General features: G+C 52.2%; 24 protein-coding genes. All 24 read right to left on the reverse strand.

Translation table 11 applies throughout. The annotated features are described in order from the left end of the window. Positions 1–665: 665 nt before the first annotated feature. A complete protein-coding gene (locus tag KXG62_RS02305) occupies positions 666–923 on the reverse strand; it encodes a hypothetical protein (RefSeq protein ID WP_218090311.1) in 258 nt (85 codons plus the stop codon). A 65-nt stretch (positions 924–988) separates the two neighbouring features. Continuing rightward, positions 989–2,998 (reverse strand): endonuclease MutS2, encoded by a 2,010-nt coding sequence (locus KXG62_RS02310; protein ID WP_218090312.1) that lies wholly within the window; start codon positions 2,996–2,998, stop codon positions 989–991. A 405-nt stretch (positions 2,999–3,403) separates the two neighbouring features. Then, on the reverse strand, positions 3,404–6,010 hold the full coding sequence (gene hrpB, locus KXG62_RS02315) for an ATP-dependent helicase HrpB (RefSeq protein ID WP_218090313.1): 2,607 nt from the start codon (positions 6,008–6,010) through the stop codon (positions 3,404–3,406). A 42-nt stretch (positions 6,011–6,052) separates the two neighbouring features. After that, complete coding sequence (locus KXG62_RS02320) at positions 6,053–6,451, reverse strand: YmaF family protein (protein ID WP_218090314.1); 399 nt, start codon at positions 6,449–6,451, stop codon at positions 6,053–6,055. 49 nt (positions 6,452–6,500) lie between these two features. Then, positions 6,501–6,695 (reverse strand): YwbE family protein, encoded by a 195-nt coding sequence (locus tag KXG62_RS02325; protein WP_218090315.1) that lies wholly within the window; start codon positions 6,693–6,695, stop codon positions 6,501–6,503. Positions 6,696–6,715: 20 nt separating this feature from the next. Then, positions 6,716–6,901, reverse strand: coding sequence for a hypothetical protein (locus KXG62_RS02330; RefSeq protein ID WP_218090316.1), 186 nt, complete (start codon positions 6,899–6,901; stop codon positions 6,716–6,718). 125 nt (positions 6,902–7,026) lie between these two features. Continuing rightward, entirely contained in the window at positions 7,027–8,469 is a 1,443-nt protein-coding gene (locus tag KXG62_RS02335) for a nicotinate phosphoribosyltransferase (protein WP_218090317.1), read from the reverse strand. A gap of 69 nt (positions 8,470–8,538) precedes the next feature. After that, a complete protein-coding gene (gene nikR / locus KXG62_RS02340; RefSeq protein ID WP_246627286.1) occupies positions 8,539–9,006 on the reverse strand; it encodes a nickel-responsive transcriptional regulator NikR in 468 nt (155 codons plus the stop codon). A gap of 156 nt (positions 9,007–9,162) precedes the next feature. After that, positions 9,163–10,176, reverse strand: a complete 1,014-nt coding sequence (locus tag KXG62_RS02345; protein WP_218090319.1) for a zinc-binding alcohol dehydrogenase family protein — start codon at positions 10,174–10,176, stop codon at positions 9,163–9,165. 249 nt (positions 10,177–10,425) lie between these two features. Beyond that, on the reverse strand, positions 10,426–10,590 hold the full coding sequence (locus KXG62_RS02350; RefSeq protein WP_218090320.1) for a hypothetical protein: 165 nt from the start codon (positions 10,588–10,590) through the stop codon (positions 10,426–10,428). Positions 10,591–10,743: 153 nt separating this feature from the next. After that, a complete protein-coding gene (locus KXG62_RS02355) occupies positions 10,744–11,217 on the reverse strand; it encodes a YlbF/YmcA family competence regulator (protein ID WP_425517325.1) in 474 nt (157 codons plus the stop codon). Between the two features lie 30 nt (positions 11,218–11,247). Then, positions 11,248–12,834, reverse strand: coding sequence for a tRNA (N6-isopentenyl adenosine(37)-C2)-methylthiotransferase MiaB (miaB, locus tag KXG62_RS02360; RefSeq protein WP_218090321.1), 1,587 nt, complete (start codon positions 12,832–12,834; stop codon positions 11,248–11,250). Between the two features lie 251 nt (positions 12,835–13,085). Then, positions 13,086–13,655, reverse strand: coding sequence for a phosphate propanoyltransferase (gene pduL, locus KXG62_RS02365; protein WP_218090322.1), 570 nt, complete (start codon positions 13,653–13,655; stop codon positions 13,086–13,088). Positions 13,656–13,760: 105 nt separating this feature from the next. Beyond that, positions 13,761–14,627, reverse strand: coding sequence for a 2-oxoacid:ferredoxin oxidoreductase subunit beta (locus KXG62_RS02370; protein ID WP_218090323.1), 867 nt, complete (start codon positions 14,625–14,627; stop codon positions 13,761–13,763). Continuing rightward, the gene (locus KXG62_RS02375; RefSeq protein WP_218090324.1) at positions 14,615–16,366 is read right to left on the reverse strand and encodes a 2-oxoacid:acceptor oxidoreductase subunit alpha; all 1,752 of its coding nucleotides are present in this window, start codon (positions 16,364–16,366) and stop codon (positions 14,615–14,617) included. The genes KXG62_RS02370 and KXG62_RS02375 overlap by 13 nt, the downstream gene beginning before the upstream one ends. 241 nt (positions 16,367–16,607) lie before the next feature. Next, positions 16,608–17,558 carry a dipeptidase gene (locus tag KXG62_RS02380; RefSeq protein ID WP_343223417.1) on the reverse strand — a complete coding sequence of 317 codons (951 nt, stop codon included), beginning with the start codon at positions 17,556–17,558 and terminating at the stop codon, positions 16,608–16,610. Positions 17,559–17,667: 109 nt separating this feature from the next. After that, positions 17,668–17,928, reverse strand: a complete 261-nt coding sequence (locus KXG62_RS02385; RefSeq protein ID WP_006286829.1) for a stage V sporulation protein S — start codon at positions 17,926–17,928, stop codon at positions 17,668–17,670. A 144-nt stretch (positions 17,929–18,072) separates the two neighbouring features. Continuing rightward, on the reverse strand, positions 18,073–18,867 hold the full coding sequence (locus KXG62_RS02390) for a TIGR00282 family metallophosphoesterase (protein WP_218090326.1): 795 nt from the start codon (positions 18,865–18,867) through the stop codon (positions 18,073–18,075). An 88-nt stretch (positions 18,868–18,955) separates the two neighbouring features. Then, the gene (gene rny, locus KXG62_RS02395; protein ID WP_218090327.1) at positions 18,956–20,500 is read right to left on the reverse strand and encodes a ribonuclease Y; all 1,545 of its coding nucleotides are present in this window, start codon (positions 20,498–20,500) and stop codon (positions 18,956–18,958) included. A gap of 245 nt (positions 20,501–20,745) precedes the next feature. Next, positions 20,746–21,441, reverse strand: coding sequence for a RecX family transcriptional regulator (locus KXG62_RS02400; RefSeq protein WP_218090328.1), 696 nt, complete (start codon positions 21,439–21,441; stop codon positions 20,746–20,748). A 327-nt stretch (positions 21,442–21,768) separates the two neighbouring features. Beyond that, entirely contained in the window at positions 21,769–22,827 is a 1,059-nt protein-coding gene (recA, locus tag KXG62_RS02405; RefSeq protein WP_218090329.1) for a recombinase RecA, read from the reverse strand. Positions 22,828–23,009: 182 nt separating this feature from the next. Next, positions 23,010–24,257, reverse strand: a complete 1,248-nt coding sequence (locus KXG62_RS02410; protein ID WP_218090330.1) for a competence/damage-inducible protein A — start codon at positions 24,255–24,257, stop codon at positions 23,010–23,012. A 93-nt stretch (positions 24,258–24,350) separates the two neighbouring features. Continuing rightward, positions 24,351–24,938 carry a CDP-diacylglycerol--glycerol-3-phosphate 3-phosphatidyltransferase gene (gene pgsA / locus KXG62_RS02415; RefSeq protein ID WP_218090331.1) on the reverse strand — a complete coding sequence of 196 codons (588 nt, stop codon included), beginning with the start codon at positions 24,936–24,938 and terminating at the stop codon, positions 24,351–24,353. Then, the gene (gene rimO, locus KXG62_RS02420) at positions 24,935–26,263 is read right to left on the reverse strand and encodes a 30S ribosomal protein S12 methylthiotransferase RimO (protein ID WP_218090332.1); all 1,329 of its coding nucleotides are present in this window, start codon (positions 26,261–26,263) and stop codon (positions 24,935–24,937) included. Before rimO ends, pgsA begins: the two co-directional genes overlap by 4 nt. Between the last annotated feature and the right edge of the window lie 99 nt (positions 26,264–26,362).

Genomic DNA, 26,362 nt, shown 5'->3' on the forward strand with positions numbered 1-26,362 from the left:
CCTTTAAAATTTCCAGTACAATCTGAGCCTTCTCTTCGGGTGTAAATCTCCGTCTAGTAGATGACATACAACTAAAGAACTCCTTTTTTGCTGTCTAGATTCTATGTAGCATTATAATTTAATATATCCTGAGCTCATCACCCTAACTTTTTATGTTAGTCGTTTCAACACGCGCTATCATCATACTTGTTACATACCGCTTGGGCTAGCTTATTTGACATGCACTTAAACCAAACCGATTCACCCTGCTTCAATTCGCTTTTATTACCATTCTATCAGACTGAAAAAACTCCACCACAATAACAGGTGTCTGACCTCAAGGCACATGTTATTAGTAGAGTAGTCATTATGCTCTTCTGCCTGCTTTCTGAGCAAAGGGGATAGTGAGCATAAGCACTGAGAGAAGGTGGGAACTGTCTACTACTGTAACCAGCGAAACCTGCGGGTCAGGTTTTTAGATGTTTGTCGAACGGTCCTTTTTCATAAAGGCTATGCCAAACCTTTTTTGGTTCCTAAGTTGGCGATGACAGCTATATAGATATGAAAGAATTCGTCCCCCCGTTGGCATACTGCTTAACATCTGGAGTCAAACAAACATACTGTTCTCGCAAAAAAAGCCGCAGAGTCTTCTCTGCAGCTTCCTTAGAACCACTATATTTTTGCTGTTATAGCGAGCTTTTGGCCACGTCAACCAATTGTTCGAACACTTCGTCATTGTCCTCCAGCATTTCTTCTACCGCTTCCAGCTGCTCCTCGTTCCCCGATTCCTTCAAGAAGAACAAGCCGTAGCCCCATTCTTTGCCGTTTTTGCTGAATAACGTAATCTCGTAAGGGAGTTTATGCCCTTCGACTTGAAACCCCACTTTGCCGACATAACCGTCGCCTTTGTTATACTGCATCGTTGCTTCCAATACTTGAATCATGCCGATCACCCTTTAATGTAAAATGCGTTCCGGACCCTGCACTCATCAATTTGTGCGGATTTTACCTACTTGTCTTCCGCCGGTGTTATGATGAAGTTGCCGGGATCGTGTCGTTTGTTCATTTGCTTTCGTTTTTTCCTCGTATCCTTTGATTCAAACACGATGTCCATGTCGTAGCTCTCATCAGGATACAATTGTTTCTTTTCAATGTAAAGGGAAAGTCGTTTTCGGTTAATTTTGACCTTTTCCTTTTGAATCATAACCACAATGTTCCCTCTCTCGTCGGGTTGGCTGCATACGATTCCGGTACGCCGTAATGAATGGACCCAAACGCAATCCCCTAGCTCCAATACAGGCAGCGAAGCTTCTCGCTTTTGGCTTGCTGCTTGCCTGTCTTTTGCCGCCTCCTTCTCCGTTGATCCCGACGTTATACCGGAAGAATCGGGTTTATCTCCAGCGCTAACCGCTTCTGACCATACTGGAACGGCATCTGTCGCCATTCGATGCTCTGCAAGCGCCGCTTCCATCGAAACGAGCGGATCGCCCTGATGCCGGCTGTACGTGATCGCCTTGGAACGTTCGATAATATGGTTTGGAACGCCCAGCTTAAGAGCAATCTGGAACGCGTAGCTGCTGCCTGCAGCGCCGATGGTAAGCTTGTAAAGCGGCTGAAGCGTCTCCAGGTCAAAAGCCATGCTTGCATTTTGGAATCCCGGAGCTTCTTCCGCAAACCGTTTGATTTCATTATAATGCGTCGTCGCAATGACTGTCGCTCCACACTTATACAGCTCTTCCAGCACCGCGATCGACAATCCGATCCCCTCTCCCGGATCTGTCCCGGTTGCCAGTTCGTCCAGCAAAATTAAGGAGGAAGGGCCGGCCGTATGCAGAATGCGAATGACATTTTTGATATGCGACGAGAATGTGCTTAGCGAATGCTCCAAGCTTTGTCCATCGCCGATATCTGCCGATACGTCGGAGTATATGGCAAAGTCGCTTCCTTCATCTACCGGTACGAGCAGTCCGGACTGAACCATCATCGTCAACAGTCCGATCGTTTTCAACGCTACGGTTTTCCCCCCGGTATTCGGTCCTGTAATGATCAAAGCACGATAGCCGTTGCCAATCTCGAATTGAAGAGGCACGGAATGGTTACCCAGTAACGGGTGTTTCCCTCCTGCGATTCGAATGATTCCTTCCGTATTCAACCGGACCGTGCGCCCATCCAATGATCGAGCATACTTGGCTTTGGCTGTCAAAAAATCATAGTGCCCGATCGTTTCCAGGTTAATCGCAATCTCGTATCGATACGATTCCGTCAAATCGGTCAAATACGCAATGATCTTCATTTCTTCCGCAGCCTCGTCTGCGCGCCAGCCATTAAGCTCAAAGGAGAGCTGAGCCAGATCAGCCGGCTCGATAAAAACGGTCTGACCGCTCGCAGACTCATCCAGCACCGTACCCGGTATTAATTTTCTGTGTTCTTTCTTCACCGGAACTACGTAACGGTCTCCCCGCATGCTGACGACGTATTCTTGCAAATATGAACGGTACTTTTGCATGGTTCCGTCCAGCTTTTTCTTGATCCGCTCTTCGATAATGACCATTTTTTTGCGAATTTTGCTCAGCTCCGGGCTGGCCTGATCGGTCACTTGCCCATGGCGAATACAACGCTCGATTTCGCGCTTCAACTCGGTCAGATCATGCATGGATTGCGCATATGCGCTCACGTTAGGCGCTACCGATTCCTTCTTTGCCATAAACCGCTTCAGTTGCTCCGTGGCCTCCAGCAGTCTGCCGATCAATTGGAGCTCCTCGATCGATAGCAGTATTCCTTTTCCAAAGCCTGCGACGAGCTGCTCCATTCCATCCAGCGCCGGGATCGGGATGCTGGCTCCAAATTGGATGATGCATACCGCCTCTTCCGTCTCCTCCAGCAGCCGCTCAATGACTCGTTTATCTGTCAGCGGCACCATTTGCTTCACAAGATTTTTCCCGAGATACGACAAGGCAAAGTCGGTCAACCGAGCTTTCACTTTGTCAAACTCCAAGCGATTCGTTACATCAAAAACCATAGATCGTTCCTCCTTAAGATCTTTTGTAAAAAGCAAAAAAGCAGAAGACGAACAATTCGTTCATCTTCTGCCTGCATATCGATCGTATCCTATAGTTGGCGAATGACAAAGAGTACCCGAAAAAGGGCACAAAAAAACGTGCTGCAAGAGCACGGTTTCCGCCAATGGATCGACCTGTATAACGGCGTAAGGTTCCCGATGTTCTTAACTAGATTTCAATACCGCAACGTCATTGTGCGATTCACGCGTATATCCCAAAATGGACATACCTGTAGCGTTAACGCAATTCACGAAGCGATACTATGAAATTAATTAGTTAAGAACCCATCCGGACATCAAAATTTCCCCTTAGTCGTATTTACCGTTATCATATGACTTTTTCCCAGCATTGTCAATCCGCCGCGGTTAACTCCTCGGCTTCGCCCGGTTGGTCGGCATGGCGGCCAGCGGATCGTCGGGCCAATAATGCTTAGGGTATCGTCCCTTTAAATCTTTTTTCACTTCGAAATAAGCGTTCTGCCAAAAGCTTGCCAAATCTTTGGTCACCTGAACCGGGCGTTGGGCTGGAGACAGCAAGTGCAGCGTGACAGGAACGGTGCCTCTGGCTATACGCGGCGTATCCTGAAGGCCGAACATTTCCTGCAACCGCACGGATAGCACCGGCGAAGTCAGGTCGCTGTAGTCAACTGGAATGCGCGAACCGCTCGGAACGGTAATATGCGTAGGAACCGAAGCATCGAGCTCCCTGCGCTGTTCCCATGTAAGCATTGCCTCCAAAATGTCGGTAAGCCGAAGCCGTGCGAGATCGTTACGGCTCTTTAACCCGTATACATGCGGGCCAAGCCATTGCTCCAGCGCAGCTAGCAGCGCTTCATCGGACAAATCCGGCCAGGAAGCATCCACGGCATGCATGAAGCCTGCCCGGTGCTGAAGCTGGCGGGCTGCCCGGGTCCAAGGCAAGATGTCTAGCCCCTCTTCGGCGATCCCTTGCATGAGCGCAAACAGCAATTCCTCGGGTGTAGGACTTGCCGTCGGATGTTCCTTCAGCACGAGTGCACCAAGCTTATGCTTCGTAGTCGCCCGGACGCGGCCTGCTGAACGGTCCCACTCAACAGATTTCTCCTGCTTGATCAGTGATGGACAATACAATTCCAATTGCTCCGCATCTACCGGACTCGCCAAGTATATCCGACTTTCTGCACCACCGTCGTCCAGATCGACCGCAACAAGATACGATGCGGATGAGATAACCTGCGTACCGGCATCGGGCAATATCGCCCCGCGCCCGTTGCTCAGCAAATAGCGACCGTCAGCTCTTTTTTGAGCAATACGATCAGGGTAGGCCAAGGCAAGCAGCAGCCCGGAAGAATGAATATCTGCGACCGGCTCCTGATCCGCAGGCGGATGTGATTCGTAAATATGACGCCCCTCGGCAGCGATTCGGCGGCAAGCAGCGACATCCAGCGAATAACCGGGCAGTGCCGGACTCCGAAGGTTCGCGATCTGCCCATCATCTGAATGCGCCTGATCTACAGCAGCGGTCGGCTGCCCGGAAACGTACGGTTTATGCGGTTTGTGCGGGGAAGCTGACATGATCTTATGCACGGCCTCGATCCGGACGCGCAAATCGGCATCCGCCGTCCCCGTGTCTTTGCGCATGAAATCCCGTTCGTTTAGGACTGCCGCAATCATGCAGGCCAGTTTCGTTTGCTTGAGCGCAGCGGCCTGAACGAGCATATGGGCGAACCGCGGATGAAGCCCCCGCTCCGCCAAGTCGCGGCCGTACGGCGTAATGCTGCCCCGCTCATCCATCGCGCCAAGTCTGTGCAGCAGTTCCCTTGCATGCGCCATGGCTGCGGCCGGAGGCGGATCAAGCCATTGCAGCTCCGACGGATCGGCCACGCCCCAAGCCGCCAGTTCAAGCGCAAGCCCGGTCATATCGGCTTCCAAAATTTCCGGCGTGGACTGCTCCTTCAGATTCCGGTCCTCCTGGACCGTCCACAGCCGGTAACAGACGCCGGAATCAAGCCGTCCGGCCCGTCCTCGGCGCTGGTCCGCCGAAGCGCGGGAGACGCGAATCGTCTCCAGTCTCGACATCCCGGTTCGCGGCAAGAACCGGGGGACGCGCATAAGACCGCTGTCGATGACGATACGGACCCCTTCCACCGTTAAACTGGTCTCGGCAATCGATGTAGCAAGCACAATTTTCCGCTCTCCCGGCGCACAGGGAGCTAGAGCCGCATCCTGCTCCTCTTGTGACAAAACGCCAAACAACGGCGCGATTCGAAACTGACTCCCAAGCTTTCTTTCGCGCAACCGCGCTTCCACACGCCGGATTTCGGCCGCCCCCGGGAGAAATACAAGCACATCGCCCGGATCGTTCTCAAGCGCGTGCGCAACGCTGCGCACGATCTGCTGCTCGAGCCGTTCATCCGACGGCCTGTCCAAATAACGAGTCTCCACAGGAAAGCTGCGCCCTTCGCTTCTGACGATTGGCGCGGAACCAAGAAGACTCGCTACCGGTTCCGCTTCGATCGTTGCGGACATGACGACGATGCGCAAATCTTCGCGAAGCAGCTGCTGCGTCTGAAGACAAAGCGCGAGGCCCAGGTCCGCATGCAGGCTTCGTTCGTGAAACTCGTCAAAGATGACCGCCCCTATGCCTTCGAGGGCCTGGTCTTCCTGGAGCATGCGCGTGAGCACCCCCTCGGTTATGACCTCGATGCGCGTTCGGGCACCTACCTTCGTATCCATGCGCACGCGATACCCTACCGTTTCGCCGACATGCTCCCCGAGCTCCGATGCCATGCGCCTTGCGGCGGAACGTGCGGCCAGACGACGTGGCTCCAGCATGACGATGCGCTGGTTGCGGAGCCACGGCTCGTCCAGCAACGCCAAAGGGACGCGGGTCGTCTTCCCCGCGCCTGGAGGCGCAACAAGCACTGCGCTGACAGCGCTGCGCAATAGGTTCTGTAATTCCGGGAGGACCGGATCGATCGGTAATTGTTTCATTCTCTGCTCTCCATCAACTTCATCCGGTTATACCGGTTCCGGTCACCACCCCGGAGGCCAATAGCCGATACCTGGTCCGGTCGGACCTTCAAATGTATGTTCATGCCTGGGAATTCCGGTCTCGGTGGAGTAATAGCCTCCCTGAAACGAAAACGGCTCATCGTCTACCCGATCGTATACTTCATGGATATGGGACCCGTCCGGCAGCGGAATGGCCGGCCCGGTCGTACCGATGACACGGTGGAAATGTCCCCGGTTCACCATCGTATGTCCCTGATAGTTGTGTTGATGCCCATCATAAGCATCTCCGTTGGCCGGATAAACATAAAACTCCAGTATATGCGAGTGCCCGAGGCTGACGCTGGTGACGGCGCGGTAAAAATGCGCATGAGCCGGTTGTTCTCTCACCTTCTGCTGCGGCATAGCCGATTCTTTGTCCATGCTCTCCCCCCTTCATCAGCTTATGCCGATTCCGGAGGGTTTCATCACTTTACTTGATGATTTCCTTGACTCGTCCGACTTGACCGTCGGTCAGGCGAACCTTGATACCGTGCGGATGTGATGGTGAATTCGTCAAAATATCCTTGACCACACCGCGCGTCAGCCTTCCTGTCCGCTGATCCTGCTTCAGCACAATATGTACTTCCAATCCTGGGGCTATGTCTTTACGCGATTGTCCGTTCACTTATGATGTCTCCTTGCACTTTACTTTTCAGGCAGAGCAAGCCACCCGTTGTATATTGCATAATAGAACATGAACATGCTGATTAAACCGAGCGCCAAAAAAAGGAAGGCGATCTTCATTTTACGTTGAAAAAATAATACAAACGCTGCGCTCACTAATGATCCCATAACGAGCAAACAGAGCATCAGCACAATCGTCGCTGGCATAACAAACAGACTCCTCTCCGGTAAATCCGCGAAATATCTTTTTTAAGATAACATACCTGCGTGCGGCTGAACACCTGATTTTTCACCGGAAAATAACAATCCTGTTAACAATGCGACAATTCGGACTACTCCCTGTATTTTTCGATAAGGTCCATCTTCAGCTTCCATGCGGCGGGACTCAGAACGACCGGATAAATCTCCGGGTTGAGCTTGCGCAAATATTCCGGCCAGTAAAGCGCGAGCTGACGCTTATGATGCTCTCGAATATCCGACAATGCCGGCAGCGGATCCAGTAGCTTGCCGTCCGCATAAATTTGCCGAAGCAGTGGAATCGCTTCGTAATTGGAGATGTTTTTGCTCATATAGGGGTGCACCGGGTCGAACAGCTTTAACGGACGCTGCTCTTCAATATCCCGCTCTCCGGCCAAGGTAATGTAGTCCGCCTCCGCTTTTCCTGTTTCCTTATTAACGATACGGAATACTTCTTTACGTCCCGGCGTCGATACTTTTTCCGGGTTACCGGATATTTTGATGACGGGCTCCAGCTTGCCATCCCGCTCGCGGGCCACCAGCTTGTAGACGCCCCCGAGGGACGGCTGGTCTGCCGCGGTAATAAGCTGTGTCCCGACTCCCCAGGAATCGATCCGAGCCCCCTGCGCTTTCAAATGCAAAATAATGCTTTCATCCAAATCGTTCGACGCTACGATCTGAACATAATCGAGCCCCGCTTCATCGAGCATCGTGCGGGCCGTTTTGGACAAATACGCCAAGTCACCGCTGTCCAGGCGTATCGCTTTCATGCGTTTGCCTTTAGTCTCAAGCTGCTTCGCAATACGGATCGCGTTAGGGACTCCGCTTCTGAGCGTATCGTACGTATCCACCAGCAGTGTCACATGATCCGGAAGCGCCTCTGCAAAGCGCCGGAACGCCTCCTCCTCCGTCTCGTGATCCTGGACCCATGCATGCGCATGCGTTCCTTTCGTCGGAATGCCGAACAGCATGCCGGCGCGCATGTTGGACGTCGCATCGAAACCGGCGATATAGCTTGCTCTTGCTCCCCAGACGGCCGCATCTGCTTCCTGCGCCCTCCGCGTGCCGAATTCCATCAATATATCGTCCGGCGCGACTTGGCGAATTCTGGCCGCCTTGGTGGCGATCAGCGTCTGATAGTTCATGAAGTTCAGCAGAGCCGTTTCCACCAGCTGCGTCTCGAAAATTCGGCCTTCGACGCGAATCAGCGGCTCGTTGGCAAATACAAGCGAGCCTTCCTGTGCCGACCACAAGCTCCCGGTGAAACGGAACTGGCGAAGCGCCTCGAGGAAAGCGGGATCGTAATTTTCTTCTTGCGTGGCGAGATAGGCAAGATCGGCTTCGCTAAACCGCAGATCGCGAAGGTAAGAAACAATGCGCTCCAATCCGGAAAACACGGCAAAGCCGTTGCCGAACGGCAGCTTGCGAAAGTACGCCTCAAACACCGAGCGCTGATCCAGCGTTTGGTGAAACCAATGGGCGTACATCATGTTGATCTGATATTTATCCGTATGCAGCGTCAAATGTTCGCTGGACATGGAATCCCTCCCTCGTGTAACAACAGCGCTTACTGCACGGCTTGCAGTCTTTCGCCGCCGCACAGCGCATTACTCGTGATGATGCAAATGGCTGTGCGCATGGCCGTGATGCGCATCGTTATGCGTATGGCCGGAATCGGAATCATGGCCGTGTCGGTGGTCATCCACGAACGTAACGGACAGTTCGGCATAAAGCACGCCCTTCTGCACTTGAATTTTGTTCTTCAGTTCGCGAAGCTCCGACAAGACTCCGCGTACAGCGATGATTTCCAGACACTGTTCGTGATTCAAATGAACGTGCATATTCGAAATGATATGCTGATGATATTCGTGCTGCAGCTCCATCAGATCGAGCGGCAGGTTGGTCACATGATGATCGTAGACCAGGACGATGGTGCCGGCTACGAGCTGCTCCGAGTTCAGGCGCCCCGGTTCCAGGAGCACCTTGCGAACCAGGTCGCGAATGGCTTCGGATCGATTCGTATATCCTTGGTCGTTAATATATTGATCGAACTGCTTAATCAGTTCTTCCGGCATCGATACGCCGAATCGGGTCAATATGTCTTTCTCCAATCGGGATTCACCTCATCTATAAATGCATGCTATCGCTATTGTAACATACTCGGCGCCGCCGTATCGAAAACAGACCGCTGACCCCGTATCCAGGATCGAACGGTCTGATGCGCATGCCGCTTATAGTTCCACCATCGCTTTGATCACACCTGTCTCCGGCTTCAGCCATGTTTCGTACGCGTCCATCATCTCATCAAAGCCGACGCGATGCGTAACAAACGAATCGGTATCGACGCTTCCCCCGCGAATGCTCTCGATCACATGCTCAAAATCAAGCCGTGTCGCATTGCGGCTGCTTACGATCGACATCTCCCGTTTATGAAACTCTGGATCGCTGAACGAAATATTCGCCTTCACGAGGCCGACATATATGAGCCTGCCGCCGTGCGCCACGTATTGCACCGCGCTTTCCATCGACTTGGCATTGCCCGTCGCATCGAAGACGGCTGTCGGAAAGTCTCCGCCGGTAATCGCCCGGATCGCTTGCAGCGGATCGTCCTTCGCATGGACGACATAGTCGGCGGGCGCCCAGGCTTTGCAATATTGCAGCCGTTCTTCGTTGATGTCCAGCGCTATGACACTTACCCCGGCCAGCTTGGCGAATTTCATTACGCCGAGGCCGATCGGTCCCGCTCCGATCACGAGAACGAACTCACCCGGCTGCAGCGACGCTCTGCGAACGGCATGCGCGCCGATGCTGAAGCATTCGATTAAGGCGGATTGCTCGAGCGTAAGCCCCTCCGTCTTCAGCAAATGATCGGCAGGCACGGCCATATATTCACGCATGCCGCCGTCCTGATGAACGCCAAGCACGCTCATGCTCGTGCAGCAATTCGTCTTCCCGGCACGGCAAGCCACGCACGAGCCGCATTCGATATAAGGCATGATCGTTACGATATCCCCCGGCTGCAGCCCCTCGGCGTGTTCGGGTACTTCAACGATTTCCCCGCTTAACTCGTGACCCAGGATGCGCGGGTATTCAAAGTACGGCTGGTTCCCGCGGTAAGCATGCAGATCCGTTCCGCATATGCCGATCCGCCGAATTTTCACCAGCGCTTCCCCCGGCAGCCTGACAGGCAATCCCGCTTCTCTGGAAACCAAACGGTTCGGTTCCTCGCATACGATCGTTCTCATTCGCACTCTCCGCCTCTCACCCATGAAATGCAGATCATCCCAGATAACAATACCATATCAATTGCCATCCGATTCGTCAAACGAGCCTGCAACCGTTTGCATGTTTCATTTTTCAAAAAAAAGAAAAACCCCTTATCGGAGTTTTTCCAGGCCGCCATCGTTAGCAGCATCTCGTTTTATTAGCACGAAGCTTGATCATGACCTCAGGATTTCGCGCTGCTGTGCGGCGATGGGCCGGGACCGCCTTGCTTAGTGCAGCGGTTCGTCCGAGGCTTCGTTCCATTCGTTCAGCTCGTTCACAAGCTGCCGCATTTCCTCGTCGGATAGTGACGCATGATTGTTCATATCTTCGATTAGCGCTTTAAGCTCCGTTTCGCTCCGAGTGTTCAGCGTAACCTTTACGATGTTGTCCATCGAACATCCTCCAATGTGTAAAGCATCCGTTTCTTAACAAGGATTCCCGTCAAAAAGCGATTTTATGCCTGCTGCGATAAACAACGAAAAGACCGGTCTGCACCCCTTCGGCTGCAAACCGGTCTTCTGAACCTTGCCCAAACTGCTAAAGACTTACTCGCCGTAGCCGGATCCGGCCGCAACTTTTCCTTCTTCCACGGTGATTTTATCCGATATCGTGTCGCGAATGACGGACATGACAAGCTGCAGCAAGTAATTGATATCCTCCTGCGTTTGCTTGAACTCGCTGACAATCGGAATGGAGTCAAGCTGCTCCTGCAGCTCGACGACTTCCTTCTCGATCTTGTCGACCATCTTTTGATTTTCAAACGATTGGAATGCGACGAGTTCCTTCTGCTTCTTCTTGATGCTGCTGATCAACGTCTGAATGTGATCATTGCTTGCGATTTGATGTTCCGCCTTCTGGAAAAACTGCACCTCATTCGAAGTCGAGATCAGCTCCGCCAGCTCTTTGGCTTTGAACAAAATGTCCTCCCGGACGATCATTTCCGTGTTCGTAAAGCACTCCATACCGCATTCGTTCGTATGCGGATGCGAATGACTATGATTATGCTGATGTTCCGCCATCGTTGTTAGCACCCCTTCGCTAGTATCTTTTTATACTGCCGCTTCCTGCTCCCGGACCCATTCGCCTTTAATGTAAAATGTCGGTGTTTCCGTTATATGAACATGTACGAATTGGCCGATCAGCTCTCTTGGTCCTTCGAAGTGAACAAGCTTGTTCGTCCGGCTCCGTCCGGCCAGTACGCTGGCGTTGTTTTTGCTCTCGCCTTCGACCAGCACCTCCAAGGTAAGCCCCTTCAAACCTTCGTTGTTCTTCTTGCTGAACTCGTTGAGCACATCGTTTAACCGGTAAAGCCGCTTGCGCTTCACTTGCTCCGGCACGTTGTCCTCCATACCGGCGGCCGGTGTGCCTTCCCGTGGAGAATAAATGAACGTATAGGCGCTATCATAGCCGACTTCCTTCACAAGCGAAATCGTTTCCTCAAACTGCTCGTCCGTTTCTCCCGGAAATCCAACGATAATATCGGTCGTCAACACAACGTCCGGGATCGCCGTTTTTATTTTTTTGACGAGCTCCAGATAATGCTCTCTCGTATATTTACGGCTCATCCGCTTCAGTATTTCATTGCTGCCGGACTGCACCGGTAAATGAATGTGCTCCATGAGATTGCCTTTTTTCGAGAGCACCTCGATCAGATGGTCGTCAAAATCGCGCGGATGCGACGTCGTAAAGCGTACGCGCGGCAGATCGATCTTGCGGATATCGTCCATCAAATCGCCGAAGCGGTACTCGATATCTTCAAAGTCTTTGCCATACGCATTGACATTCTGGCCGAGCAGCATAATTTCTTTATAGCCTTGCCGCGCAAGCTCCCGCACTTCGGCAATCACATCGTCCGGTCTGCGGCTTCGTTCTTTCCCGCGCGTATACGGCACGATGCAGTACGTACAGAATTTGTCGCAGCCGTACATAATGTTCACCCACGCCTTGATTCCCTCGCGCTTCTTCGGCAGGTTCTCGATGATATCGCCTTCCTTGGACCATACCTCGATGACCATCTCTTTGCTGAATACCGCTTCCTTCACGAGATGAGGCAGCCGGTGAATGTTATGCGTTCCGAAAATAATATCGACGAAAGGATGCTTCTTCATGATCCGCCCGACGACAGATTCTTCCTGCGACATACAGCCGCATACGCCCAAGATTAGCGACGGCTTCTCCCGCTTCAGGTGGCTCAAATGTCCCAGCTCGCCGAACACTTTATCCTCGGCGTTTTCGCGGACGGCACACGTATTAAGCAGGATGATATCGGCCATATTCCGATCGTCCGTCGACGCATACCCCATTTGTTCCAGCAGACCCTTGATCGTTTCGGAGTCGTGCTCATTCATTTGACAGCCATAGGTCATAATATATGCATATTTGCCTGCGCCGAATTGCTTCATCTCTTCGGGCAATTCGAAATCGTAATGCACCTTGATTTCTTCTTTGCCGCGCTGTTTCTCTTCTTTATAATCCGGAGCCGCATTGATCTGAATCGTGCGTCCTTTGATACGGTACGTTGCTTTTCCGTCTTCTTCCCGAATGAGCTTGGCATCCGAGAAATCGAAGTATTTGGAGTAGTCTTTATCACCCTTGCCAGATTTTAAGTCTGGTGAGTTCTTCGTCTCCTTGTTCATGGTGTGTCTCACTTCCTTATTTCAAATGTCCTGAAACATCATATCGTAAACATATCGCCTAGCATCGATAAAAAATTATACCACAATCCCCTTAACGAATCCATCGAAGTCCTTATGTAAAGTGCTCCTGCCCTGCGCTTCATTTGGCAAAAAAAGCACCTATTCCTCCCTGCCGGAATAGGTACGTAAGACAGATGCAATCTATCCTTGTCCGTGCGATCGCATCGTTATGATAAAGTCGCCGCTTTGTCCTACTTTAAAATGACAGCTGTATCGCCCGTCTTCACTCCGGCCGCATTCGCTTCGTCCGTATCGATGTGCATATCCAATGCAAATTGCTCCGACACGCGAGCAACGACGTTCTCGAAGATCAGCGCGCGCTCTCCTTCCACGCGAACCGTTAGTTTCTGCTTGTCGGCAATCCCCCACTTAGCTGCATCGCTCGTGTGAAAATGAATATGCCGCGCTGCGACGATCACCCCTTCGGGCATGTCCACTTCCCCTGCAGGGCCGATGACCTTAATCCCCGGCGTGCCGGCAATGTTGCCTGATTCGCGAACCGGAGGCGCAATGCCAAGCGCGAACGCATCCGTTTGGGATACTTCCAGCTGCGTTTTTCCGCGGGCCGGACCCAAAATTCTTACTTTATCAAACCGCCCTTTCGGGCCGACAACGGCTACCGTTTCTGTCGCGGCGAACTGCCCGGGCTGCGATAGCTCCTTGAGCACCGTCAACTCATAGCCGCTGCCGAATAGGATCGCAATATGCGCTTCCGATAAATGAATATGTCTGGCGGATACGCCGATTGGCACTTGGTACATAACAGCCACCCTTCCTCATTGAAGCTTGCTCTTCTCCCCCATTATACCCATCATCGACAAAAAAAGCATACAGCCGAAGCCGTATGCTTTGTAAAGTTCGGAAAATTATTTAAATTCCGCCACCAATTTATCAAATTCTTGCTCGGAGAGCTGGATATTTTGCTTCGCAAGCGCTTCTGGCTTGAAGCCGTATACCATGTTCTCGTAGCTCTTTCTTGATTTATCTTGATAAATGAGGCCTGTTACAAGGCTATTCGTTTCCATGATCTTCGTCATCGCCGCAACGCGGTTGGACGCGTCGTAATCCGGGGTTTCTTCCAGGTCGACGATATGTTCCTTAAACCACTCGTATGTGTTCACTTTGTTGAACGTTACGCAAGGGCTGAATACGTTGATGAAGGAAAAGCCTTCATGCTTCATCCCTTCTTCGATCAGTGTCGTCAACTGCTTCAAGTTGCTCGAGAACGATTGAGCAATGAACGTTGCGCCTGCCGCCAAAGCAACTTCCAGCGGAGACAATGCGGACTCGATGGAACCGGACGGCGTCGATTTCGTCTTGAAGCCTTCCGCGCTTCGCGGCGAAGTTTGGCCTTTGGTCAAGCCGTAAATCTGGTTGTCCATGACGATGTACGTAATGTTGATGTTGCGGCGAATCGCATGAACCGTATGGCCCATCCCGATCGCAAATCCGTCACCGTCGCCGCCTGCGGCAACAACCGTCAGCTCGCGGTTTGCCATTTTCAAGCCTTGCGCGATCGGCAGCGATCTGCCGTGCACGCCGTGGAAGCCGTAAGCGTTAATGTAACCGGAAATCCGGCCGGAACAGCCGATACCCGATACGACGGCCAGCTGCTCAGGCTCCAAACCTACGTTTGCCGCCGCTCTTTGAATCGCCGCTTGAACGGAGAAGTCACCGCAGCCAGGACACCAGTTTGGTTTAATATTGTTGCGGAAATCTTTTAACGTTGCCATACAAGGTTCAACTCCTGACAGTATTTAGTGATTTCAGCAGGCAAGAACGGGTTACCGTTATATTTCAGCAGGCTCTTGATTTTCTCAGCGTAGCCTACGTTCAGTTTGATTAAGGAAGCCAATTGGCCCGTAGCGTTGTTTTCCACGACGACAACCGTCTTGGCTTTCTCCATGTAAGGCTTCAGCTCGTTTGCCGGGAACGGATGCAGCAGACGAACCGTAACATGGTTCGTTTTCATGCCGCTGCTCGCAAGGCGCTGTCTTGCTTCGTCGATCGTACCGCCCGTCGAACCCATGCCAATAATCAGCAGATCCGGCTGCTCGTGCGGCGCGTCTACCAGAATCGGATTCGTTACCTTCATGTTTTTCAGCTTGCCCAGACGCTTATCCATCATCTTTTGACGATTTTCCGGACTTTCGGATGGACGGCCGTCTTGCGCGTGCTCTACGCCGGTAACATGGTGAATGCCGTATTTTTGCCCCGGAACGACGCGAGGCGAAACGCCGGAATCCGTAAGCTGATACCGCTGGAACATTTGATGCTCCGGAAGCTGCGGAAGCTCGCCAGTTTGCAAGGTGCCGCGTTTAATCTGGACTTTCTTGTAGTCGAGCATTTCGGACGTTTGCTTACCAAGGGAAAGCTGAAGGTCCGTCAGCAAAATGACCGGTACTTGATATTCTTCGGCGAGGTTGAACGCTTCGATCGTGTCGTAGAAGCACTCCTCAATCGAGGATGGAGACAGCACGATCTTCGGAATTTCGCCGTGCGTGCCGTGAATCATCGCGAGCACGTCGGATTGCTCCTGCTTCGTCGGAAGACCCGTACTTGGACCGCCACGCTGTGTATCGACGATGACAACCGGCGTTTCCGTCATGCCTGCCAGACCGATCGCCTCCATCATGAGGGACAGTCCCGGACCGGCGGACGAAGTCAGTGCGCGAACGCCGCCGTAGTTGGCGCCGATCGCCATCGTACAAGCCGCAATCTCGTCCTCCGTCTGAATAACCGTACCGCCGAATTTCGGCAGCGTCTTGATCAAATACTCCATAATTTCCGATGCCGGTGTGATCGGGTAAGCAGGCATAAAGCGGCAGCCTGCAGCCACAGCGCCCAGACCGATGGCATCGTTGCCGATCATAAACAATTTTTGCTTGCCGTCCGCAGGCTCGAGCTGGAACTCCGGCAGCGGACCGCCATTCATTTCAAGGACGAACTCTGCTGCTTTGCGAACCGCTTCGATGTTTTTCTCTACGACGGCAGCGCCTTTGCGGCCGAACTCTTCTTCAACTGCTTTATTAAACACCTCAAGCGGCAAGCCGAGCAAAGCCCAGGATGCGCCGGAAGCGGCCATGTTCTTGAATAAGGATGTACCGAGCTCTTCTGCAATCGCAGTGATCGGTACCGGGAATAATCTTGCTTTAACACCTTCGGGCACAACAGGCTTCACTTTCGCGTCGGCTATAATAACGCCGTTCTCGCGCAGCTCGTGCGCATTCAGATCTATCGTCTCCTGGTCAAATGCAACGAGGATGTCCAGATCGTCGGAAATGGCTCGAATCGGCTTCGTACTGATCCGAATTTTGTTGTTCGTGTGGCCGCCCTTAATCCGCGAGGAAAAGTGACGATATCCGTACAAAAAGTAGCCGAGTCTGGTCAATGCCGTGGAAAAGATTTTATCTGTACTTTCCACGCCTTCCCCTTGTTGTCCTCCGACCTTCCAAGATAATTGGCTTATCACCGTTGTCCACTCCTTTAGATAATCGCTGACGATGCAGCTAACCATTAAACTGTCAGAAATGTTCTATAATTTCCCGAAGCCTTTTATAAAATATTTCTTTCAGTGTCAACCAAATTTTATGATCTTCCCGAGTAAAAAGCAAGGGTTTTCGGCATTTTCGACGCATAGTTATTTTAGATCATATCCATATCGAATATAGATCAATCTTTTATTCTTATATCTGAAAAAAAGATGTAAATTTTTAGTGAACGGGCAAGTGGCGTTCCAAAAACGAAAACCAGTTGCCATTCAAAAACCGCTGTACTTGCGTACCGGAGTATCTTTTCTCCAATGCGTCTACCAAATTCACATACTGTCCGGCATGCTCCAGATTCGGAATGGCGCGGCTGATGCCGTCAAAATCCGATCCGAATACGAGCTGCCGTTCACCGCCTAAAGCGCCGATGTAGTCGATATGCCTAAGAACCCCGTCGATCGTCGCATTTGCACTGTCTACAAACCACGGCACGAACGTCACGCCGATTCGCCCGTCCCGACGAATCAGTTCGCGAAGCTGATCGTCGTCCAGGTTTCTCGGATGCCCGCACAGCGCCTTGGCATTCGAATGCGTCGCTACGAACGGTTTGGCCGTTGCTGCAGCCAAATCCCAAAATGCCGCTGCGGACAAATGGGACGCATCCAATAGGATGCCCAAATCGCAGCAATCTTTAATAAAGCTTTTTCCGCGATTCGAGAACCCGCTCTGCCGCGGCTCCAGGATACCGTCCGCCGCCCAGTTCCCGTAATTCCAGGTGACGCCGACAAAGCGCACACCCAGATGATACAGCGTCCGGGTATACAACGGGTTGCCTTGGACCGCGTCCGCCCCTTCAAGGGTCAAGATCGCTCCAATCTGGTCGCTATGCCACACCGCATACAAATCGTCGCGGTTTTTAATCAAACGAACCCTTCCATCACATGTGATTTTTCGATAAAAAATATTTATATACTCCAAGTAATGGTCAAATTGGGGGACAGTTATACGTTCCGGCAAAAAAATCGCAAAAAATTGAATCTTTACGTTCGCTTGTTTTATCCGCGCATAAGACACATCCAGTCCCGCCGCCGGATCGTAAAAATCAATAGAAGGTTGCTCGAACATTTTGTACAGCGCGTCGCAGTGCCCGTCGATAATTCTTACTCGCATCATCATTCGCCCCCCGAATATAGGTTCCTTGATGCATCCGTCTCGTCCCAGCCCAATACAAAAAACCTGTCTACAAAGTAAACAGGTGTTTGGATAAAGCTTATGGAAGATCGACTTATCTCGGCTCGACAATCAATTTAATGGCGGTCCGGTCTTCACCATCAATGACGATATCGGTAAACGCTGGTATGCAGATCAAATCAACCCCGCTGGGAGCAACAAATCCTCGTGCGATCGCTACCGCTTTGATAGCTTGATTCAATGCTCCGGCCCCGATCGCCTGGAGCTCCGCGGCCCCGCGCTCCCGCAATACTCCAGCGAGTGCGCCAGCTACAGAATTTGGGTTGGATTTTGCTGAAACTTTTAATACTTCCATGAAAAGTACCTCCTCGGGAATGATGATAGCTTCCAGTACTATTCATATTCTAGGAATTTGCAGTTAATTCCTGCTCTCCGAAGAAGTCGTTTTCTAATTAATTCGAATTTTTAGATTATTTATTCTTTTATTATCAAGACGCTGCTACTCAAACAGCAGCCGGTCCTCATCCATCCGAACCATGCTGATTTTGCGAGCCAAACCTGTTGCCGGATCCAGGTCGATCACAGCGGCATGAAAATGCCACTTGCCTTCATCCACCACGAAACGGACCGGGAGCTGGGTTTTGAATTTTTGCAGCACTGCGTTTCGTTCCATTCCCAAAATGCCGTCTCGCGGACCTACCATGCCCACATCGGTTACAAAGGCCGTGCCTTGCGGCAGTACGCGCTCATCATTCGTCTGTACATGTGTATGCGTACCGACCACGGCAGTTACTTTGCCGTCCAAATGCCATCCCATGGCAATTTTCTCCGATGTCGCTTCCGCATGAAAGTCAACAAGAATGAATTTGGTCCGTTTCCGCGCTTGCTCCACCAGCTTATTCGCTTTCTCGAACGGACAATCCAGCGGCGGCAAAAACGTGCGTCCCTGCAAATTAATGATCGCCAGCTCCGCATCTTTCAGTTTGATGTAAGCGAGTCCGCGCCCCGGTGTACCTTCCGGGAAATTGGCCGGGCGTACCATTCGCTCCTCTTTGTCGATGAAGTCGAAAATTTCTTTTTGATCCCATGTATGATTGCCCATTGTGATGCCCTGGACGCCCTGCTCGAACAATTCTTTCGTAATCGCGGCAGTGATGCCTCGTCCTGCAGCCGCATTTTCTCCGTTCGCAATAATCCAGTGCGGATTGTATTTCGCCTTAAGCTTGGGGAGATAAGTTTTAAGCGCTTGCCGGCCGACGGAGCCGACAATATCGCCGATAAATAAAATACGCATGGCGTTCTCCTCTCGATGTACCTGTTTCGTTATTAGTGTACAAAAGAAAAGTGGCTTATTCAGCCACTTTTCTGTAGGGCGTATGCAATTATTTGGCGTATTCCACGGCCCTGGTTTCACGGATGACCGTTACCTTGATATGACCGGGATAATCGAGCTCGTTCTCAATCTTCTTCGTAATGTCCCGAGCCAAACGGAATGCTTCCGTATCGTCCACCTTCTCCGGTTGAACCATAACGCGAACTTCCCGTCCCGCTTGAATCGCATACGACTTTTCCACACCCTCGAATGATTCCGAAATCTCTTCGAGCTTCTCGAGACGCTTGATGTATGTTTCCAGCGTCTCGCGGCGGGCGCCCGGTCTTGCTGCAGACAACGCATCCGCAGCGCCTACGAGCATTGCGATAACCGATGTCGCTTCACAGTCGCCGTGGTGCGAGGCGATGCTGTTAATGACGACCGGATGTTCCTTATACTTCTTGGCAATCTCAACGCCGATTTCCACATGTGAGCCTTCGACCTCATGGTCGAGTGCTTTCCCGATGTCATGAAGGAGTCCGGCACGCTTCGCCAATGTCACGTCTTCTCCGAGCTCTCCTGCCATCAGTCCAGCCAAATAAGCAACTTCCATGGAGTGCTTCAGCACGTTCTGTCCGTAGCTTGTACGGAACTTGAGACGACCCAAAATTTTGATCAGATCCGGGTGCAGGCCGTGAACGCCGGTCTCGAATGTGGCTTGCTCGCCGTATTCGCGAATCCGTTCATCCACTTCCTTACGGGATTTCTCCACCATCTCCTCGATCCGTGCCGGATGAATCCGGCCGTCAGCCACAAGCTTCTCGAGCGATGTGCGGGCAATCTCCCTCCGAATCGGGTCAAAGCCGGACAAAATAACCGCTTCAGGCGTATCGTCAATAATGAGGTCGATGCCGGTCAAGGTCTCCAAGGCGCGAATGTTACGGCCTTCGCGACCGATGATGCGGCCCTTCATTTCCTCATTCGGAAGCGCTACGACGGAAACCGTGGTCTCGGCTACGTGGTCGGCTGCACAACGCTGAATCGCCAAAGTAATGATCTCTCTGGCCTTCTTGTCGCCTTCCTCTTTTGCCTGCTGTTCGATTTCTTTGATCAGCTGAGCGGTTTCATGCCGAACTTCCTGCTCGACGTTGGTTAATATGATGTTTTTTGCATCCTCCATCGTCAACGTGGAAATCCGTTCCAGCTCAGAAACTTGATCTTTGTAAATCTGATCAATTTGTCCTTGAGTTTCTTCGATACGTTTCTCTTTGTTGGCGACCTGCTCTTCTTTTTTCTCGAGAGAATCTAATTTTTTATCCAGCGACTCCTCTTTTTGCAACAATCGTCTCTCTAGTCGTTGAGTTTCATTTCGACGATCACGAATGTCTTTTTCAGCTTCGGTTCTGAGTTTGTGGATTTCATCCTTGGCCTCAAGAACCGCTTCTTTCTTCAGCGCCTCTGCCTCTTTGCGTGCACCTTCCAAAACTTGTTCGGCAGCATGTTCAGCACTGGAAATCTTCGCCTCTGCAATGGACTTGCGGATAAAATAACCAATCCATAAGCATAGAGCACCAACAACGAGAACGACCAGAATCCAGATGGCCGTGTTCGGCATCCAGTTCACCTCCTCGTTGTTTCTCCAAGGGGTAAGCTTGGGATAATTCGGTTTTTATCCGTTCTACTAACGCAAGAAAAAGTAAAAATTGGCGATTTTACTTTGATGAATCGTTCCCGTCATGTCCGGGTCGACTCCGTTGTATAATGAATATACACGTTTATTTTATCTTTTGACAAAGAAGCTTGTCAAGGTTTTGTAATTTTTGTTCAATGCGATGCGATTCACAAGCAGTTCGCGCCCCGTCACAACTCCTCGCCGAATCCGTCCGCATCCCATTCTTCCTCGCCCTGCGTGCCGGCCGGCAATTGCTTGAGCACCCTGCTGACAACCGTTCCAGGGTACCCTCTGCGCTGAAGAAAGCCGGCAATTTTGCGTTTCGCTTTGACCGGATCGCGGCTTAGCTCGTTCGCGTATCTTTTTTCCGCCAGCCCGAACGCCATGCGGAATTCCGTCTCTTCGTTGACGAGCTCCATCGCTTCATGAATCGTATCTTTCTTGATCCCTCTTTGCTGAAGCTCCTGACGAATGAAATGTCTCCCCTTCTTCTGCGATTCCAGCCGCTGCCTCGTCAACTGCTCGGCAAACAGCTCATCGTCCAAGTATCTCTCGCTTTGCAGCCGATCCACCGTCTTGCCGACGATAGCCGGCTCGTATCCTTTTTGCTTCAATCTTGCGCGCATTTCATGCTCCGAACGCAGCCGGCTCGACAGCAGCCGGAGGGCGTCCAAATACGCTCGGTTGGCTTCGTCGGCGTGCAATATGTCCTGGAGGTTCGATTCCTCCATACACTCCCCTTTCAGAAGCCTGTATTTGATCAATATATCCTCGTGCACGGAAAAAGCGTAGTTCTCGTCAACATATATGTTATAGCGGTGTGGCGACCGTTTCTGGCGTTCTACTTTCGTTATAATACCTGCCTGATGATTCTCCTCGGACATCGTCTGTTCTCCTCCCCGGAATGAGGCAAGCTTCCGTTCGAAGCATCTCCGTAGAAGACACGTGGCGTGCCTTATGATGAAGTTTGCTTTCTTGTCCCCGCTGATTGATGAAGTTTTTCTTGAAAGATCCGAACCTTGACCGCTCCTTGACCCCGATCTGGTTCCGGTCCTTTAAGAAAAGCTCCCCGACATTCGTTTCCTTTGCTATAAAGGCAGTAAAGGCACCTTTAACATTCATTAAAGGTGCCTCCCTTACCGTTCTTCATTCGATGCATGGATTGCCGCTGTTGTGTAGCCAGTACGTTTCTGCGTGCTTACGCACGACTACTATTCAAACGAAGATGCGAGCAGGTCCTGCTCATCTTCTTCTTCATCGTCATCTGTATTCGGGCCGATCGCTACGATCAAATTGCTATTCTCGCGAATTTTCTTCTCAATAATATCCGCCAGCTGCGGATTTTCTTTCAAAAACTGCTTCGCATTTTCCCGGCCTTGACCAAGACGATCGTTATTGAATGAGTACCATGCACCGCTCTTCTGAATAATATCCATCTCGGTCGCGATATCGACAATGCTGCCTTCCTTCGATATGCCTTCGCCATACATAATATCGATATCCGCTTGCTTGAACGGAGGAGCTACCTTGTTCTTGACGACTTTGATCCGGGTGCGGTTACCTATCATGTCATTGCCCTGCTTGATCGTTTCTACCCGGCGCACGTCCAATCGAACAGACGAGTAAAACTTAAGAGCGCGGCCGCCCGGCGTCGTCTCCGGATTGCCGAACATAACGCCTACTTTCTCGCGGAGCTGGTTGATAAAGATCGCGATAACCTTGGATTTGTTGATCGCCCCTGACAGCTTGCGAAGCGCCTGCGACATGAGCCGCGCTTGCAGACCGACGTGGGAATCGCCCATCTCGCCTTCGATTTCCGCTCTCGGCACAAGCGCTGCAACGGAGTCGATAACAATGATATCCACAGCGCCGCTGCGGACGAGCGCTTCGGCGATCTCGAGCGCCTGCTCGCCTGTATCCGGCTGCGACAGCAGCAGCTCGTCGATATTGATGCCCAGCTTGCTCGCATACAGCGGGTCAAGCGCATGCTCCGCATCGATGAAAGCAGCAGTACCGCCGGCCCTCTGCACCTCTGCGATCGCATGCAATGCTACCGTCGTTTTACCGGATGATTCCGGTCCGTATACTTCAATAATTCTACCGCGCGGATAACCGCCGATACCAAGTGCAATATCCAATGCCAGCGAACCGCTGGGGATCGTTTCTACCTGCATGTGGGTGGATTCACCCAGTTTCATTATAGAGCCTTTGCCAAACTGCTTCTCAATTTGGCGAAGAGCCGCTTCCAAGGCCGCTTTGCGATCTGCCAAGAGACTCACTTCCCTTTTCTCGTATTCGATAGTTATATCATAACCGCTTTTTGTTCCGTTGCCAAGCTTTTTTTCGAACATACATTCGCTTCTTCGGCAAAAGAAAAACCGTAACAAATGGCTGACTTGTTACGGTGCTTCCGTTATTGCTATTATATTGTATTTTCTAGCGGATCGCAACCCTACGAATTCAGCCGTTTCCATAGATGATAGAGCGCGCTCTTCGCGGATCGGAGCTTGATCGTCTCCCTGTTGCCGAACTGCTGCAGCTGCTTCACCGTCGTTTCGCCGTCACGCGCGGCTACGCCGACATACACCAGGCCGACCGGTTTGCCTTCCGATTCACCCGGTCCGGCTACCCCGGTTACGGATACTCCGTAGTCCGCGCCGGTCAATGCCAGGACCTGTTCCGCCAGCATGCGGGCCGTTTCCTCGCTGATAGCGCCCGGCGCCTCAACCCCTTCCAGCTGCTCCATCGGCACGTTCAGCAGCCCGTGCTTCACCCGGTTCGTGTAGCAGATGATCCCGCCCGCGAAGGCGGCCGAGCTGCCGGGAATGTTCGTCAGCAAATCGCTTAGCAGCCCGCCGGTGCAGCTCTCCGCTACAGCCAGCGTACGGCCCTGATCGGCGAGCCGCCGCAGCACCGCTTCCTCCAGCGCAATGTCCTCGGCGGCGTAGACGTATTCGCCCACCCGGCGGCGAATGTCCGCCTCCAGCGGCTGCAGCTTCGTCTGCGCTTCCGCCTCGGAAACGGCGCGGGTCGTCAGCCGGATCGCGACCTCTCCCTCCTTCGCATACGGGGCGATGGTCGTATCGCCCTGCGCTTCGATCAAATCGATGAGCGCATGCTCCAGCTGCGATTCGCCGATGCCCGCGAACTTGAGCATGACGGAATAGAGCGGCTGCACGCTCTCCATCCGGGAGACGATCCATGGCTTGGCGTAGCGGTCGAACATCGGCTTCATTTCTTTCGGCGGACCCGGCAGCAATACGTAATGCGTGCCCTCGTGAGTCAGCGCAACGCCAACGGCCAGCCCGGTGTCATTGGCTAACGGCTCGCTATGCTCCAGCATGAGCGCCTGCCGCGCATTGCTTTCGACCATCGGCACGCCGCGCGCTTGGAACATCTGCTCGATTTTGTCCATCGAGGGGGCGTGCATAACCAGACGCTGGCCGACCGTTTCAGCCAGCACATCTTTGGTCAGATCGTCCTGCGTCGGTCCAAGCCCGCCGGTGCAAATAATGACGTCCGCGCGTCCTTTGGCGATCCGCAGCGACTCCTTCATCCGCTGGACATTATCGCCGACAACGGTTTGAAAGTATACGCCGACGCCGATGTCCGCCAGTCCTCTCGATATGTACTGGGCGTTCGTGTTGACGATTTGGCCCATCAATAGCTCCGTGCCTACCGCTATGATTTCCGCTCTCATCCAGCATCCTCCTTCGGATTAGAAAAGCATGACAAGCTTCTGTCCAAGCCTTCGATGAAGATTATGCGCAAACAAAAACAATAGGCGGGAAACCTATTGTTTTTGTTCATTCCAGTTAATGACATCCTTGTTTTTCATAAAATAATCGAACCCGGAGTACATCGTGATGATCGCCGCCACCCAGCTGGCAAACAGATCGAACCGCACATGGATGAATTCGAAAGGAAAGTTGTTCAGCAAAAGCGCGATAATCGCGGTAATCTGAACGCCGGTCTTCCATTTCCCCCATTTGCTGGCTGCCACCACCCTGCCTTCCAGCAGCGCGATTTGCCGCAGGCCGGTCACGGCGAACTCCCGACTGATGATCACGATGGCCACCCAAGCGCCCAGCTTTCCCATTTCCACGAGAGAAACGAGCACCGCCGATACAAGCAGCTTGTCGGCAAGCGGATCAAGCAGCTTTCCCAGATTCGTAACCAGCTTCCGTTTCCTTGCAATGTAGCCGTCCAAGCTGTCTGTGCTGGCGGCAACGATAAAGATTAACGCTGCGATAATTTGGTTATAGGTAATCGTGAACTGCTCGATCCGGATATGGGGCGTTTTCACATTGACGAGCAGGAAAAACATAATAATCGGAACTAAAAAAATTCTCGCCAAAGTGATCCGGTTGGCCAGATTCATGCGACAACCTCCCCGGATAAGTCAAACTCGAACGAGTGCGTAATGCGCACCTTCGCTATTTCCCCGATATTCAGCTGCGCGCCGCCAACGAACACTTCCCCGTCGATCTCCGGCGCGTCGAATTGCGAGCGCCCGATGTAGACGTCATTGCGGCCGTCGTATTTCTCGATCAGCACATCGACCACTTGCCCGATCCGCGAGCTGCCGCGCTCATTCGAAATTTCGCGCTGAATTTCCATCAGCACGTTCTGGCGGTACTCCTTCACCTCGTCCGGCAGTTGATCCGGCAAACGGGATGCCGGCGTATCCTCTTCCTTGGAGTAAGTGAACACGCCCAGACGGTCAAAACCGACGTCGCGGACGAACTGCTTCAAATTCTCGAAATCTTCCTCGGTTTCTCCAGGGAAGCCGACAATGATCGAGGTGCGCAGCGAAACGCCCGGAATCCGCTCCCTGATCTTCTTGATCAATTCGCGCGCATCGCGCTGGCGTCCCGGACGGCGCATCCGCTTCAGTATGCTGTCCTCGCTGTGCTGCAGCGGCATATCGACGTATTTGCACACTTTCGGATTGTTCGCGATCACATCGATCAGCTCGTCCGTGAAAAATCCGGGATACGCATAGTGCAAACGCACCCACTCGATGCCCGGCACTTCACTTACTTTATTCATCAGCGTCGGCAGCATGAAGCTGTCGTACAGATCCGTGCCGTAGTTCGTGGAGTCTTGAGCGATCAGGCTGATTTCTTTGACGCCTTGCGACGCAAGCTGCTGCACTTCATCCAGCACCGATTCCATGCTGCGGCTGCGGAATTTGCCGCGCATAATCGGTATGCTGCAGAACGTACAGGCGTTGTCGCAGCCCTCCGCAATTTTGATGTAGGCGGTATATCTTGGCGTTTCCATCCTCCGCGGCAGCTTCTGTTCGTAATTGAACACCGGATTTCCGACGTACACCGGCTTGCGGCCTTTGAGCGCCTCATCGATAATGCCGTTGATGTTATGAAAATCGCCTGTGCCGACGATGCCGTCGATTTCCGGCATTTCCTTCATCAATTCTTCCTTGTAGCGCTGCGTCAGGCAGCCCGAAACGATCAAGGCTTTCAGATTCGCGGTTTGTTTCAGTTCCGCCATATCGAGAATCGTATTTACCGACTCTTCTTTCGCCGCGTCGATAAATCCGCACGTATTTACGATAATGATCGTTGCCTCTTCTTTTTCCGATACAAGGGTGTAGCCGCGCTCGTGAACGAGGCCGGACATGATTTCAGAATCGACCAGATTCTTCTCACATCCCAGCGTCACCACTTTAACTTTCTCTGTCATGTATAGTCCTCCCAAACGGTTTGAAGCTTTTTCGCATGTACTTTTCGTAACAAGTATAATATAAGCCCGTTCGGAGTGTCAAAAGCGGGGAAGCCCCTG

The organism is Paenibacillus solanacearum (assembly GCF_910593845.1).
Lineage (GTDB): Bacteria > Bacillota > Bacilli > Paenibacillales > NBRC-103111 > Paenibacillus_G > Paenibacillus_G solanacearum.